The organism is Umezawaea sp. NPDC059074, assembly GCF_042738955.1.
Classification (GTDB): Bacteria; Actinomycetota; Actinomycetes; order Mycobacteriales; family Pseudonocardiaceae; genus Umezawaea.
In genome coordinates, this window is the sequence record NZ_JBHYHC010000184.1 from 1 (window position 1) to 14,232 (window position 14,232).

Sequence of the window (14,232 nt, forward strand, 5' to 3'; positions counted from 1 at the left end):
GCACAGGGGGCGATTCGTCGTGCGCGGGGAGTCGTCGAGTCGAATATCTCTCACCAACTTGGGCAACCGCTTTCGCTTGCGGCGCTTCGACACCGGTCATCGCCGGGCCCGCGTCCCCACTGGGGAAACCAACTCCGCTACACCCCTGACGGAACGGAGTGGCCTGCTACTTTCCGTCATCACAAGTAACGCTCACGTACGTACACGGAGGACCCGATGACCGCCGCCATCCCCAAGCGGGTCGTCAACATCATCATCGGGCGCAAGCTCGAAGCGCTGCGGATCGCGTGCGAGATGAGCCAGGCGGAGGCGGGCAAACTGCTCGACTGCACGCAGAACAAGATCGGCAACATCGAGCGCGGCGAGAGCGGCGTGAAGATCCCGGACCTGACGGCGCTGCTGAACGGCTACCGCACCGACCTGTCCCTGCGGCAGGACCTGCTGGAGCTGGCGCGCGGCCGCGAGGGCCGGTACTCGCCGAAGTCGTTGCGCGCCAGGTTCCACGGGACCATGCGCGAGGTCGTCGACCTGGAGACGAGCTGCCACTCCCTCTGGCAGCACAACGCGATGACGGTGCCGGGGATGCTCCAGACAGAGGCCTACATACGCCAGCTGTTCCGCTCGGTGCGGCCCTCGTTGTCGGTGGAGGACATCGAGCGCGAGACGGTGAACCGCCTGGAGCGCCAGCACATCCTCGACGACCCGACCAAGCAGTTCTGGTACATCGTCGACCAGGCGGCTTTCGAGCGGATGTCGAACATGGCGGGCAGCGACGCAATTCGACGTGGTCAGAAGGAGCACATCGCTGAGATGATCGACCGTCCCAACGTGGAGGTCCAGGTCGTGCCGTGGGAAGTCGGCTACTACTGGGGCCAGGAGTCCAACTTCACGATCTTCGGGTTCGAGAGCGAGCCGCCCGTGGAGGTGGTCCACGTCGAGGGTGTGGAGGACGGCGACGTCACCTCCGAGCTCGATGAGGTGTCCGTCTACCTCAAGGTTTGGGAACAGCAGAAGGCCGCCGCACTCGGCCCCGAGCAATCCCGCACCTTCCTGCTCGCGAGGTGAACATCCAGGAAGGAACGTGACCGATGACCGAGTTCCACCCGACGCCGCAGGACGAGGAGTTCTCCGGGTGGCAGAAGGCCAGTTACAGCAACCCCAGCCAATCGTGCGTCGAAGTCGGCTGGCACAAAGCCAGTTACAGCACCCCCGACAGGTCGTGCGTCGAGGTCAACCACACCGGCGCCGCGGTCGGGGTGCGCGACACGAAGAACCGGACCGCGGGCTCCCTGGCGTTCCGTCCTGAGGCCTGGGCCCGATTCCTCTCGGACCTCACTCGGCCTTGACCAGTTCGGCGCGGCGGCGTTCGACCGCCGCGCCGAGCTCGACCGGATCGCACGCGGCGAGGTGGTCGCGCACCAGCGCGTGCGCGAAGCGGTACTCCCCCTCGACGTGCAGCAACAGCATCCGAGCGCCCGCGAAGTGCAGCAACGCCTTGCGCCGCAACGGCAACTCCCCCAGCACCAGCGGCCGGGCCAGCGCCTCGGCCATGCCGGTGGAGATCAGCTCGAACGGCAGCAGGTGCTCGCGCGCCGACGTCGGCGCGCTGAACAGGCCGATCAGCACGCCGGTCATCGGGCCGAGCACGGCGGTGGTCGGCGAGGCGCCGAGCCAGTAGGCCACCGCGGTCCCGAGCACCGCGCCCGCGCCGCCCATCGGCAGCGCGACCAGCAGCCACCACCGGCCGCGGCCGACCATGGCGTTGGACTGGTCGACGTGCAGCGCCCGCCACACCCCGAAGAACCCGCTGACGAACAGGCTGGTCGAGAGCCCGGCCAGCAGTCCTATCCCCAGTCCTACCAGCAGTTCCCGCGACGGACCCGTCCACACCATGACGGCGGCGGGCAGCAGCGACACCGCGACCGCCCAGTACGACCCGTCCTTCACGGCCTCCAGGTGCACGCTCGCGCTCAACGTCACCAGGAACGTGATCACGATGACGGCGGCGAACGCCACCGGCGTCGGCAACTGGAACAGCAGCAACCCGATCCACGAGCCGACCACGCCGAGCACGAGCCCGACGACCGCGCCCACCACCAGTCCGGCGAGGGCCGGCAGGACGCCGAGGGTCTTCGCGCCCTCGGGTCTCTTGAACACGAACAGGTGCGTGACCAGGAAGTGGTTCACCACGATCACCAGCGCGGTCAGGCAGAACCCGGTCGCCAGCCCCGACAGCAGCCCGAGCCACACCCCCACGACCGCCGACAACGCCCCGACCGCACCCGCCAGCACGGCGGGCTGGACGCGGTTGAAGAGCAGCCAGATCGGGGTGGCGGGCAGCAGTTCGAGCCACGCGACCCGACTCGGCAGGCTGCCGCGCGCGACCAGGTCGTTCCACAGTGGACTCGCCGCGAGCCTGGCCAGGAACCTCAACGACCGGAAAGCGCGTTCCGGCGACGGCGCGGAGCTCGACTCGGAGTCGCGGGCGATCATCTCCACCAGGAAGGTGTCGAGCAGTTCGCGCTCGCTGCCGGTCGGCACGTCCTCGCCGACTCGGCCGGTCCGGTACGTGAGCGCCAGCAGGTCGAGGACCAGCGGCGTCGTCAACGCGCCCCACAGCTCCGGCTCGCGCTCCAGCGCGCTGCGCAGCCCGTCCAGGCGCGGGCTGACCGAGTCCAGGTACTCCTCGATCTGCTCGCGGTCGAACGGCTCCACGCGCACCGCGTGCTGCGAGCGCAGGGTGCCGTTCAGGTTCTCGTAGTCCTCGATCCGGCTGGCGACCGCGATCCGCGGCACGGCCGACCGCTGGCCCAGCGCGTTGACCTGCTCGACGCACCGGTCGCGGTCGTCGGCGCGCACCTCGTCCAGCCCGTCCAGCAGCAGCGCCATCCGCCCCTCGGCGAGCCACACGCGCCCGACGGCGATCGGGATCCGGTAGCGGCGCTGCACCTCGCGCAGCAGCCACTCCACGAAGTCCTCGGGTTTGGTCGACCGGCTGCGGTCCCGCGGCTTCAACGCCGTCGTGGACCAGGAGGCCAGGTCGATCAGCACCGGCACCGGCTGGTCCTCGTCGGCGCGCGCCCGGCTCAGCAGGTCGGCGCAGAGGTCCACCAGCAACGTGCTCTTCCCGGACCCCGGCGTGCCGAGGACGAGCAGCACCTCCTGGGTCTCCGCGAACACCTCCGCGATCCCCGACGGCGGCTCGTCCGGATCGGGCCGGGCCCCGCTGTCGATCCGGTGCAACGCCGGGTGCGGCGGAGGGGTCAGCCCGAGCTTCGACACGAGCTGCTCGGCCAACGACCCGTGCCGCCGCCGCAACACCTCGCTCTCGACCCGCTCCACCGCGTCGAGCCGGTGCGACGGATGCCCTGGGCGGCGAGGGATGAACCGCACCCCTTGCCCACTACCCCGATCCCACACCACGAGCCCGACCATCACGCCCACGAGCACGACGATCATGGGCCACAACCAGTCCACCACGGACCCCAGCACCGCGGGCGCGGTCCCACCGGTGGCCACGTTGATGGCGACGGGCAACAGCCCGAGAATCGTCACGACCCCCACGACGACGAACGCGACGACCCGCAAAGTCCTGGCAGCGGATCTCCACACCATGATCACCTCCCACGTCGGAAACCGACCGTAGTGGCGAACCGGCCGAAGGTGGTAGGTACGCGCGCGCCGATAGCCCGAATGGCCGCCACAACAACCACCCCGGCATTGTCACCAACCACGGTCGACAACCGTCAACCCCTATCCGCACCCACCACAGACAGCCCAACCGGTCTACCCCCCACCAGACCACCCAGAGCAACCACCCGACCCCCGAACGCAACCGACAGCAACCCGCTCATCGCCCGACACCACACCGGGCTCGGCCGGTTGGCTGTCTGGTCGGACTCGGGGTCGAGTGGGGACTTGCCGGTCGGCCGGTGGCGGGTCAGGGCCGCACGTTTGCGGTTCGGGGAAGGCCTATCGGACAGCCACCAGCCCGCCCTGTGCCTCGCCGCGCCCCCACCACCGGACTCCACACCAGCCCTTGGACCATTGGCTGTCCGGTTGGACTCTGGTCGAGTTGGGGCCGCACGTTCGCGGTTCGAGGAAGCCCAACCAGACAACCACGACCCGACCTGCGCCCTGCTGCGCTCTCACAGCCCGACACCACCCCAGGCTTAGGCCATTGGCTGTCGGTAGGACGCGATGTCGAGTTGGGGCCGCATGTTCGCGGTTCAAGGAAGGCCAACCAGACAACCACGACCCGCCTGCGCCTTGTTCCGCTCTCACCACCCCTGACACCACCCCAGGCTTGGGCTGGCGGTTGTCCGGATGAACTCGGGGTCGAGTGGGAGATCGCCTGTCGGCCGATGCCTGGTCGGGGCCGCACGTTTGCGGTCCGAGAAAGACCGACCGGACAGCCACCATCCCGCCCTGCGCCCTGCCGCCCTCTCACCACCCAGTGGGGCCCAACCCATCACCAACCCTCAGCCGACCATCGGTCCCCGTGATCAACCTGACTTCAGGCCAACTGCTGGCCGACCTGACTGGGTCTTGGTTCCATGGCCACTGACCGCAGCCCAGTGGCCAACCGGGCACCACCAGCCAGGCCCTTGCCCCACGGTCAATCGGCTCTCAGCCCAGCGAGCGTTCGAGCTTCGGCGTGGTGGCTAGCTCTGCCCAGCCACCAGCCGAGCCCTCGGACCTGCGATCGACAGTCGCGGCCCTCGGACTCCTGGGTTCCTAGGCCGGTGACCACCGGGGCCGCGATGGCGCGTCTCGACCGACCACCTGGCCGCCTGGTGGCCGACTGACGACGGTTGACCGGACCTCAGGGCCGCCATCACCAGGCCTGCCCCTGGCTCAAGATCAACCGGACCATCGGGTCAGCGACCACCAAGTCCCCGGCCGGACCCCGATTTGGGCGCTGGGCGGGCCGGGGATCGGGGTGGCCGGGGGTGGTGGGTGGGTCAGGTCAGGCCACCGTCGATGGTGAGGTTGACCTTGTTGAGGCCGGCGTTTTCCAGGAGTGTGACCGAGGCGTTTACCACCTCGGCCATGGTTGCCAGCCTGCCGGTTGGGGTCTGGGCGCGGACGGCTTCGAGCATCGTGTCCGCTCCGGACCAGTACGGGCTGTCGCCGACCGCGCCTGGGTGGATCGAGTTGACTCGTACTGGGGCCAGTTCCGAGACGAGGGTGCGGACCATGCCCAGGACGCCCGCGTTGACGATCGACACGTTGGTCGAGCCGGGGTACGGGCGGTCCTTGGCCATGCCGCCGAACAGCAGCACCGAGCTGTTCGGGGTGAAGCGGTCCAGCAGGGCGTGGACGACGGTCGTGTAGCCGACCAGCTTGAGCGTCACGAGGTCGACCGCGCGGGTGACGTCGTACTCCTTGACGTTGTTCTGGTCGCGGTGGATGGCGACAAGGGCGAGGCGGTCCACCTGGCCGACGTCGGCCAGCGCGTCGACCACGCCGTGCGGCTGGGTGAGGTCCAGCGCGATCCCCCGCACCTCCCCACCGATCTCGGCGGCCGCTTTCTCCGCTCGTTCGGCATCCCGCCCGGTCAGCACGACGGAGTGCCCCAGCCCCGCGTAGTGCGCAGCCAGCTCACGGCCGATTCCGGTGGTGCCCCCGATGATCACGACGTTCGACAACTGCCCGACTCCTCACTGGTCCACTGCGAACCACCCAGGGTAGGGATCATCGAGGAGCACCGTGGACCGTTGGCATCAACCCGCCACCGGCGCCTGCTGCCACGCCTTGTAGACGAACTCCAGGCTGTACCCGTCGGGGTCGAGCACGTTGGCCGCGTAGTAGCCGGGCCCGTAGTAGAGCCGCTCGGAGGGCCCGCCGTTGTCCGTCGCACCGGCCGCCATCGCCGCCGCGTAGGCCGCGTCGACCGCCTCCTGCCCCTCGGCGACGAACCCGACGTGCGCGGCCCGCCCCTCGACCACGCCGTCGCGCAGCCACAGCACGAACCGCCCGTCCCGCCCGAAGCCCTTCAGGTCGGGATGCCCCTCCGGCCCGGTGGACCCGTCGAAGTCGATGGCGTGCACGAGCCCCAACGGCCGCAACGCCTCCTCGTAGAACGCGACCGAGCGCTCCACATCACTGACCGTCAGAAAAACGTGGTCGATCATCCTCGTCCAGCTCCTCACGTCGATTCGGTGATCCCGACGCTAGAACCCGACCAGGACAGTTCCGGTCCTGGTCAGGACCGGGCTCCGCTGTGATCACCGTCTCGCCGGTGCCGGCGACACAGCTGAAGGCTCCTATCAGAATGAGTTGGGGTGTCATCAGCAGTTCAAGGCGCAGGCCAGGCTCAGGAACGGCTCACGGATGTCGGCCCGGCGTCACGGTCAGCGGAAACCGTGTCCGGACGGCTGCGAGGGCGACCGCGTTGGCCGCGGATTGCGGGATGGCTTGGATCAGAGGCAGCAGTTGGGTGATGTCAGCGGTGTTGCCGTCGGTGAGGAGTCGACCACAGCGCGGAACCAGTCCAGGCGTTTGACACCGCGCTCTTGGGGCAGGTCTTCCCAGCCGATGCCGGTGTGAACAGGGCCGGGTCGTGGGTCGAGAAGCCACAACGAGTGGCACCCCACCGTGTTAGCGGCTTCAAGGGTTGGCGGCCAGGAGTGCTTGGACGTGGTGGTGCAGGGCGTCGCGGACCGAGGTGGGGGTGATGATCGTGAACGGGGTCGTGAGGCTGAGGAGGTAGGTGGCCAGGTGGTGGGGGTCGGTGCCTCCGATCGTGACGAGGGTGGCGGTGGGGCCGTCCGGTTCGTGGCTGCCGAGGTGGGGTGGGACCACTCGGCGGGCTTCGGGCAGCGGGAGGTCCAGGCGGATGGTGGTGTAGAGCGGGTAGTCGCTCAGGAGCATCCGAGCGACCAGGGCGGCGGCGTCCGGTGGGTCGGTCAGGGCCACCAGGGTGCCGGTCGGGTGGGCGTCGGTGACCCGGTCCGCGCGGAAGGTGCGCCACGCCGCGCGGTCCACGTCGAAGGCGACGACGTACCACCGGTGGCGGGTCCGGACGAGGCGGTGCGGGTCGACGGCGCGGACGGACTCGCGGCCCTCCATGTCGCGGTAGGACAGCCGCAGCCGCTCGCCCCTGCGACACGCGGACGCCAACTCCAGCAGGATTCCGGGCACCACGTGGCCCGCATCGGTGCGCGAGGTGTGCACGAACGACGCGTCGAGTTCACCGAGCCTCTCGGCGACGTGCGGCGGCAGCAGCCTGCGCAGCTTCAGCAACGCCGACAGGGCGGCCTGGTCACCGCCGAGCACCCCGCTGAGGGCGGCCTCGCGCAACGCCACGACCACCGCGAGGGCTTCCTCGTCGTCCAGGCTCAGCGGCGGGACCCTCGCCCCGCCCACGAGCCGGTAGCCGCCCCACGGACCGGGGTCGGAGTCGATGCCGTACCCGAGTTCCCGCAGCTTCGCGACATCGCGCCGGACCGTGCGGTCGGTGACCTCCATCCGCTCCGCCAGTTCGCCGTTCGTCCACGACGGACGGCTCGACAGCAGCGACACGAGCCGGAGCAGCCTGGCTGAGGTGCTGAGCACGGTCGAACCCTAGTAGGACCTGCATGGTGCTTCCCTTCGTCCGGTGTCTTCACTGGTAGGACACCGGTCGGCGGGGAAACGTCACGTCACTCGATCGGGTAGTAGTGCGCTCGCCGCCTGCGTCGCCAGCCACGCGGCCGCCTCGTCCCACTCCCAGCCGAGGCCGCGCGCCGTCCGCCACGCCTCGAACCCGAAGTAGAACCACAGGACCTCCGACACCCGCCCCACGTCCAGCCCCGCGGCCAGTCCCCCGGTCTCCACCAGCCGCGCCGCCACCAGGTCGAGCCGGTCGCGCACCACCCGTGTCGCCGCGTCCGCCGCCGCGCCCACGTCGGGGTCGGCCGTCCGGTTGTCCAGCAGGATCGCGAGCACCCGCCACCGCGCGCGCCGGACCCGCGCCGTGCCGAACGCCGTGAGGCGCAGGATCTCCGCCGGGTCGTCGGTCTCCTCGATCCGGCGCACCGTCTCGATCGCCGTCGTGTCCTCGGCCCCGTCCTCGCTCAACGCCATGATCAGCGCCGGTTTGCCCCCGACGCTGGTGTAGACGGTGTTCACCGCGACCCCCGCCGCGGCGGCGACGGCGGCGACGCTGGTCCGCGCGTACCCCTGCGAGGCGAACAGCTCCGCGGCCGCCTCGACGATCGTGCGCCGCGTGTCCTCCGCGTGCCGGGCCCGCACCGACGACCGGTATTCCCGCGTTGCCATGGCCCGATCGTAGTGCCGGCGCAATTGAGAGTATGTTGATTACTATGAATCTAGACGGAACCCAGTCAAATGACGTCATCGTGGTCGGAGCCGGTCCGGTCGGCCTGTGGCTGGCGGCGGAACTGGCGCTCGGCGGCGTGTCCACGCTCGTGGTCGAGCGCGCGGTGGAGCGCAGCCCGTACTCGAAGGCACTGGGCCTGCACCCGCGCACGATCGAGGTGCTGGCGCTGCGCGGCGTGGAGAAGCAGTTCCTCGACGAGGGCGTCCCCCGCCCGAACTGGCACTTCGGCATGCTGGAGAACCGGCTGGACTTCCGGACCCTGGACACCCCGTACCCGTTCATGCTGGCCTTCCCCCAGCACCGGACCGAGGAGCTGTTCGAGCGGCGGGCCCTCGACGCGGGCGTCCGGATCGTGCGCGGCCACGCCGTGACGGACGTGGCGCAGGACGACGACTCGGCCACCGTCACCCTGGACGACTCCCGCACGCTCACGGCCCGGTTCGTCGTCGGCTGCGACGGCGCGGGCAGCACCGTCCGCAAGGCGGCGGGCATCGGCTTCCCCGGCTCGGACGCGTCGACGTTCGGGTACGTCGGCGAGGTCGTGCTCACCGAGCAGCCGGTGCTGAGCGCGCAGAACGACGACGGCGCCCTGATCACCGTGCCGCTGGGCGGCGGCCGGTACCGGATCGCCGGGCAGGACTCCGTCCACCAGCGCGCCGACGACCCGTTCACCCTGGAGGACCTGCGCGCCACCACCATCCGCGTGGCGGGCGGCGACTTCGGGATGCGCGACCCCGGCTGGCTCTCCCGGTTCGGCAACGCCACCAGGATCGCCGCCGCGTACCGCTCCGGCCGCGTCCTGCTCGCGGGCGACGCCGCCCACATGCACTTCCCCGCGGGCGGCGTCGGCCTCAACGTCGGCGTGCAGGACGCCGTGAACCTGGGCTGGAAGCTCGCCGCCGAGGTCCGGGGCACCGCCGCTCCCGGCCTGCTCGACAGCTACCACGCCGAGCGCCACCCCGTCGGGCTCGCGCTGGCCGAGCACACCCTCGCCCAGACCGCCCTGATCGGCGCGACCACGCCCGAGCAGCGCGCCCTGCGCACCCTGACGAACGACCTGATCGCCACCGTCCCGGCGTTCTCGGAGGCGCTGGCGAACAAGCTCGCCGCGCTGGACGTCGCCTACCCGGTCGAGGGCGCGCACCCGTTGGTGGGCAGGCGGTTCACGTCCGTCACCCTGCCCGCGGGCCGTCCGGCGCTGCTCACCGCCACCGACCTGCCGGAGGCGGAGGAGCACGCGGCGAAGCTCGGGTTCGACACCGGCCGCCACGACCTGCCCGATGTCGACGTGGTCGTCGTGCGGCCCGACGGGCACGTGTGGTGGGCGGGCGACGGGTCCGCCGCCGTGGACGGGCTGACCGGGCTGGGGACGAGTTTCTGACCACCTCGACGCGGTGATCCGCGATACTGCGGCCATGCTGTTGCGCCAGCTCGAATACCTCGTCGCGCTCGCCCGCGAACGCCACTTCGGGCGGGCGGCGGCCGCGTGCCACGTGTCGCAGCCGTCGCTGTCGGCGGCGATCCGGACGTTGGAGAAGGAGCTGGACACGCCGCTGGTGCACCGGGGTCAGCGGTTCGAGGGGCTGACCCCGGAGGGCGAGCGGGTGCTGCTGTGGGCGCACCGGATCCTGGCCGAGCGGGACGCGCTGGTGGACGACCTGGCGGCCATGCGGCAGGGGCTCACCGGGACGTTGCGGATCGCCGCCATCCCCACCGCGCTGACCGCCGCGTCCCTGCTGACGGCCCCGTTCTGCGCCCGCCACCCGCACGCCCGCGTGTCGTTGCAGTCGTTGTCCTCGCGGGAGATCGCGCACGGGCTGGCGGAGTTCGAGCTGGACGTGGCGCTGACCTACCTCGACGGCGAGCAGCTCGGCCGGGTGCGCAGGCTGCCGGTGTACGAGGAGCAGTACCTCCTGCTGGCGCCCGACGACAGCGAACTGGCCCGCGCGGGCGGCGCCACGTGGGCGCAGGCCGCCGCGGTGCCGTTGTGCCTGCTGTCGCAGCGGATGCGCAACCGGCGGATCCTGGACGAGGTGTTCGCCGCGGCGGGGGCGATCGTGACGCCCGCCATCGAGACCGACTCCGTCGCGGCGCTCTACGCGCACGTGGCCACCCGCACCTGGTACAGCGTCATCTCGCACGCGTGGCTGCACATGTTCGGCGTCCCGGCCGGGATGCGGGCCTTGCGGCTGCACGGGTCGCCGCTGGCCCCGCGGATCGGGCTCGTGACGGCCCGGCGCGACCCGGAGTCCGTGCTGGCGAAGGCGTTGATCGACGTGGCCAGGCAGGTCGACGTGCGGGCGGCGCTGACCAGGCTCGTGGACGAGCACGCGGCCTGATAGCCGCCGTCTATCGCGCGACAGGGAAGAACGCTTTGACCCCGACCGGTGGTCGCGGAAGCGTGGGGACCGTACCCGATCAGCGCGGAAGAGGAGTGCTCCCATGGCAAAGGTGCTGTGCGTGCTGTACGAAGACCCGACCGGTGGCTACCCGAAGACCTACGCCCGCGACGACCTCCCGCTGATCGAGACCTATCCCGGCGGCCAGACGCTGCCGACGCCGAAGGCGGTCGACTTCACGCCCGGAGCGCTGCTCGGCAGCGTGTCCGGCGAGCTGGGGCTGCGGGAGTTCCTGGAGGGCCGGGGGCACACGCTCGTCGTCACGTCCGACAAGGACGGCCCGGACTCGGAGTTCGAGCGCGAACTGGTCGACGCGGACATCGTGATCTCCCAACCGTTCTGGCCCGCGTACCTGACGGCGGAGCGGATCGCCAAGGCCCCCAACCTGAAGCTGGCCGTCACGGCGGGCATCGGCTCGGACCACGTCGACCTCGCCGCGGCCATCGAACGCGGTGTCACGGTCGCGGAGGTGACCTACTGCAACAGCATCAGCGTCGCCGAGCACGCGGTGATGATGATCCTGTCGCTGGTGCGCGACTACCTGCCCGCGCACCAGATCGTGCGCGACGGCGGCTGGAACATCGCCGACGCCGTCGCCCGCTCCTACGACGTGGAGGGCATGCACGTGGGCACGGTCGCCGCGGGCCGCATCGGCCTGGCGATCCTGCGCAGGCTCGCGCCGTTCGACGTGCACCTGCACTACACCGACCGGCACCGGCTGCCGGAGTCCGTCGAGCGCGAGCTGAACCTGGTGTTCCACCCGGATGCCGCGTCGATGGTGCCGCACTGCGACGTCGTGACGATCAACGCGCCGCTGCACCCCGAGACCGAGGGCCTGTTCGACGAGGCTCTGCTGGGGTCCATGAAGCGCGGTGCGTACCTGGTGAACACGGCCCGCGCGAAGATCGTCGACCGCGACGCCGTGGTGCGGGCGCTGGAGTCCGGACACCTGGCCGGGTACGCGGGCGACGTCTGGTACCCGCAGCCCGCGCCCGCCGACCACCCGTGGCGGACCATGCCGCACCACGGCATGACCCCGCACATCTCCGGGTCCTCGCTGTCCGCGCAGACCCGCTACGCGGCGGGCACCCGTGAGATCCTGGAGAACTTCCTCGACGGCGACCCGATCCGCGACGAGTACCTCATCGTGGACGGCGGGAAGCTCGCGGGCACGGGAGCGCACTCCTACTCCAGCTGACCGCGTGGCCGTGGAGAGCACCGCGCCGTGCTCTCCGCGGTCGGGTCAGGAGCAGCGGGCCCGACCGGGGCACGCGCGGCGGAACTCGACCCGCGGCGGCGCCTGGATCGGGCCCGCGTCGTCCGGCCACTCGATCGAGATCGACACCGACGACGAGTTGTTGCCGTAGTCCTTCTCCAGCAGCGCCCGGTCCGGGTTCACCGTCTGCACCAGGTCGTAGGTGCCCGACGGGACGTGGGTGATGTCCAGCCACTGGAAGTCCGCGTCGTACCCGTGGCCGTCGCCCGCCCCGACCGAGATGCCCTCCACGACGTCCAGCGCCTCCGGGCTGCGGTGTCCGCACGTGTTGTCGTGCAGCAGGTCCGCGACCTTGCCCGCGCTCGTGCCCGCCTCGGGCGTGTGCGGCAGCCTGCCGACGTCGTGGCTCGGGTAGCGGTCGCCGAGGCAGAAGCCGTTCGTGCGGTCCGCCGTCACCGCGTCGCCCGCCGGGGTGCGCAGCTGGAAGCGCTCGAACCCCATGAGGTGCCAGTGCTCGTGCGACTGCGCGGGCTCGTAGTAGGTGAACGCCGTCGTCGCGCGCTGCGCCGAGGCGAACCCGTCCGGGATCGGACCGTCCACACCGGATTGCAGCGCCTGCCGCACGCGCATGGTCGGCTCGTCCGCGCTGTCGCGCCTGCCGAACAGCAGCAGCGGGCCGTCGCCGATGTTGTCCACCGAACCGGTGAACCTGATCCGCACCGCCTTGGCCGGGCCGGTCTTCAGGCACTCGCCGCGCGGCAAGGCGGGGTCCGCGACCATGCACACGTCCCACGCCTCGCACGCGACCGGGTCGCCGCCGTACCCGCCGGGGCACCCGACCGGTGCCTGGCGCAGGTCCGGCAGCATCGGCGAGGCCTCCGCGCCCGCGCGCGGCGCCGACACCAGGACCGTCGCCGCCACGACGGCGCCCGCCAGTGCCCCGTACTTTCTCAACACGCTTGATGTCCATTCCGGTGGTCGACGATCCGTGCTCCGGGCAACCCTAGAGAGCCGGGCCCCCACCACCCGCACGGGGACACCGCCGTTCACCCGATGGGCTGAGGTACGGGAAATCACGGTCCCCCACTCAGTAGCGTGGTAGTTCCACGTTGGGGCGAAAGGAAAAACACCCGAGTGATCACCATGGTGTGCGGGACGCGCCCCGAGCTGATCAAGCTCGCTCCGCTGCTCCGCTACTTCGGCGAGGACGCCGCGCTGGTCTACACCGGACAGCACTACGACCGGTCGATGTACTCGCAGATCCTCGAAGACCTGCCGGAACCGGGCCGTTTCCACGAGTTCGCGGTGGGCGGCGTCGGCCGCGGCGCGCAGCTCGGCCGGGCGGTCCAGGTGGTCGACGAGGTGCTGCGCGCGCATCCGACGAGCGCCGTCATCGTGCAGGGCGACACCACGTCCGCGCTGGCGGGCGCGTTGGCGGCCAACGCGAACGGCGTGCCGCTCGTGCACGTCGAGGCGGGCCTGCGCAGCCACGACCGGGCGATGCCCGAGGAGCACAACCGGGTGATGATCGACCACGTCGCCGACCTGTGCTGCGTGCCGACCGACCTGAACAGGCGCAACCTGCTCGCGGAAGGCGTTGCGGCGGAACGGATCGCGGTCACGGGCAACACGGTCGTGGAAGCGCTCGACGCGGCCCTGCCGGACAGCGACGAGCAGCACGCCGTCCTCGTGCGACACGGGCTCGCGGTGGACGGGTACGTGGTGGCGACGATCCACCGACCGGAGAACGTGGACGACAGGGCCAACCTGGAGACGATCCTGCGGGAACTGGCCCTGCTGCCGCTCCCCGTGGTCCTCCCGCTGCACCCGCGCACGGCCAAGCGCGTCGACGAGTTCGGGTTGGGCGACCTGCTGGCGGACGTGCGCGTGGTGGAACCTCAGGCGTACCCGGCTTTTCTGGCGCTGGCGCGGGGTGCGGCGGTCGTGGTGTCCGACTCCGGGGGGATCCAGGAGGAGGTCAGCGTGTTGAAGCGGCCGGTCGTCGTGGTGCGGCGGAGCACCGAACGGCCGGAGATCGAGGGCACGTTCGGCACGCTCGTGCCCCCGGCGCGGCTGCGGGCGGAAGTGCTGCGGTGGCTGGACGACGTGGCCGGCCACCGGGTGCGCCTGGCCGGGATCCCCTCGCCGTACGGGGACAACTCGACGTCGAAGCTCATCGCGATGGCGGTGGAGAACCTGGTGTGACGGCCGGGGGACCCCTGGCTCGCACGAGGAGTCAGGGGTCCCCCGGTCGTGAAGACCCCCCGACGCACACGCTACGGCGGGGGTAC

At 70.8% G+C, this 14,232-nt stretch carries 12 protein-coding genes; 6 read left to right on the forward strand and 6 right to left on the reverse strand.

The genetic code is table 11. The features are described from left to right. The first annotated feature begins 216 nt into the window (after nucleotides 1-216). Together ACFWW9_RS42475 and ACFWW9_RS42480 are read left to right on the forward strand one after the other, a co-directional pair. Nucleotides 217-1,065, forward strand: a complete 849-nt coding sequence (locus ACFWW9_RS42475) for a helix-turn-helix domain-containing protein (RefSeq protein WP_390388702.1) — start codon at nucleotides 217-219, stop codon at nucleotides 1,063-1,065. A gap of 23 nt (nucleotides 1,066-1,088) precedes the next feature. Continuing rightward, nucleotides 1,089-1,346, forward strand: a complete 258-nt coding sequence (locus ACFWW9_RS42480) for a DUF397 domain-containing protein (protein WP_390388703.1) — start codon at nucleotides 1,089-1,091, stop codon at nucleotides 1,344-1,346. Here the strand turns inward: ACFWW9_RS42480 and ACFWW9_RS42485 are convergent. The 5 genes from ACFWW9_RS42485 to ACFWW9_RS42505 all read right to left on the reverse strand — a co-directional run bounded on the left by ACFWW9_RS42485 (nucleotide 1,333) and on the right by ACFWW9_RS42505 (nucleotide 8,265). Then, nucleotides 1,333-3,615, reverse strand: a complete 2,283-nt coding sequence (locus tag ACFWW9_RS42485) for an NACHT domain-containing protein (protein WP_390388705.1) — start codon at nucleotides 3,613-3,615, stop codon at nucleotides 1,333-1,335. The two genes, ACFWW9_RS42480 and ACFWW9_RS42485, sit on opposite strands and share 14 nt — an antisense overlap. 1,349 nt (nucleotides 3,616-4,964) lie before the next feature. Next, entirely contained in the window at nucleotides 4,965-5,651 is a 687-nt protein-coding gene (locus tag ACFWW9_RS42490; protein ID WP_390388706.1) for an SDR family oxidoreductase, read from the reverse strand. A gap of 75 nt (nucleotides 5,652-5,726) precedes the next feature. Beyond that, nucleotides 5,727-6,137, reverse strand: a complete 411-nt coding sequence (locus ACFWW9_RS42495; protein WP_390388708.1) for a VOC family protein — start codon at nucleotides 6,135-6,137, stop codon at nucleotides 5,727-5,729. Between the two features lie 475 nt (nucleotides 6,138-6,612). After that, nucleotides 6,613-7,560, reverse strand: a complete 948-nt coding sequence (locus tag ACFWW9_RS42500; protein WP_390388710.1) for a helix-turn-helix transcriptional regulator — start codon at nucleotides 7,558-7,560, stop codon at nucleotides 6,613-6,615. Between the two features lie 81 nt (nucleotides 7,561-7,641). Beyond that, the gene (locus ACFWW9_RS42505) at nucleotides 7,642-8,265 is read right to left on the reverse strand and encodes a TetR/AcrR family transcriptional regulator (protein WP_390388712.1); all 624 of its coding nucleotides are present in this window, start codon (nucleotides 8,263-8,265) and stop codon (nucleotides 7,642-7,644) included. 44 nt (nucleotides 8,266-8,309) lie between these two features. Between ACFWW9_RS42505 and ACFWW9_RS42510 the strand changes: the two genes are divergently transcribed. The 3 genes from ACFWW9_RS42510 to ACFWW9_RS42520 all read left to right on the forward strand — a co-directional run bounded on the left by ACFWW9_RS42510 (nucleotide 8,310) and on the right by ACFWW9_RS42520 (nucleotide 11,923). Next, a complete protein-coding gene (locus ACFWW9_RS42510) occupies nucleotides 8,310-9,707 on the forward strand; it encodes an FAD-dependent monooxygenase (RefSeq protein WP_390388714.1) in 1,398 nt (465 codons plus the stop codon). 34 nt (nucleotides 9,708-9,741) lie between these two features. Then, on the forward strand, nucleotides 9,742-10,665 hold the full coding sequence (locus ACFWW9_RS42515) for a LysR family transcriptional regulator (protein WP_390388716.1): 924 nt from the start codon (nucleotides 9,742-9,744) through the stop codon (nucleotides 10,663-10,665). Between the two features lie 103 nt (nucleotides 10,666-10,768). After that, complete coding sequence (locus tag ACFWW9_RS42520) at nucleotides 10,769-11,923, forward strand: NAD-dependent formate dehydrogenase (protein WP_390388718.1); 1,155 nt, start codon at nucleotides 10,769-10,771, stop codon at nucleotides 11,921-11,923. A 45-nt stretch (nucleotides 11,924-11,968) separates the two neighbouring features. On the opposite strand, the gene ACFWW9_RS42525 is transcribed toward ACFWW9_RS42520, so the two are convergent. Further along, complete coding sequence (locus ACFWW9_RS42525) at nucleotides 11,969-12,898, reverse strand: lysyl oxidase family protein (protein WP_390388720.1); 930 nt, start codon at nucleotides 12,896-12,898, stop codon at nucleotides 11,969-11,971. Nucleotides 12,899-13,084: 186 nt separating this feature from the next. Between ACFWW9_RS42525 and wecB the strand changes: the two genes are divergently transcribed. Then, nucleotides 13,085-14,146, forward strand: a complete 1,062-nt coding sequence (gene wecB, locus ACFWW9_RS42530; RefSeq protein ID WP_390388722.1) for a non-hydrolyzing UDP-N-acetylglucosamine 2-epimerase — start codon at nucleotides 13,085-13,087, stop codon at nucleotides 14,144-14,146. Nucleotides 14,147-14,232: the final 86 nt, after the last annotated feature.

Bases quoted from the DNA above. Each gene is read 5' to 3' on its own strand.
- ACFWW9_RS42475 (WP_390388702.1), top strand. From the start codon at position 217: ATGACCGCCGCCATCCCCAAGCGGGTCGTCAACATCATCATCGGGCGC.
- ACFWW9_RS42480 (WP_390388703.1), top strand. From the start codon at position 1,089: ATGACCGAGTTCCACCCGACGCCGCAGGACGAGGAGTTCTCCGGGTGG.
- ACFWW9_RS42485 (WP_390388705.1), bottom strand. From the start codon at position 3,615: ATGGTGTGGAGATCCGCTGCCAGGACTTTGCGGGTCGTCGCGTTCGTC.
- ACFWW9_RS42495 (WP_390388708.1), bottom strand. From the start codon at position 6,137: ATGATCGACCACGTTTTTCTGACGGTCAGTGATGTGGAGCGCTCGGTC.
- ACFWW9_RS42505 (WP_390388712.1), bottom strand. From the start codon at position 8,265: ATGGCAACGCGGGAATACCGGTCGTCGGTGCGGGCCCGGCACGCGGAG.
- ACFWW9_RS42510 (WP_390388714.1), top strand. From the start codon at position 8,310: ATGAATCTAGACGGAACCCAGTCAAATGACGTCATCGTGGTCGGAGCC.
- ACFWW9_RS42515 (WP_390388716.1), top strand. From the start codon at position 9,742: ATGCTGTTGCGCCAGCTCGAATACCTCGTCGCGCTCGCCCGCGAACGC.
- ACFWW9_RS42520 (WP_390388718.1), top strand. From the start codon at position 10,769: ATGGCAAAGGTGCTGTGCGTGCTGTACGAAGACCCGACCGGTGGCTAC.
- wecB (WP_390388722.1), top strand. From the start codon at position 13,085: ATGGTGTGCGGGACGCGCCCCGAGCTGATCAAGCTCGCTCCGCTGCTC.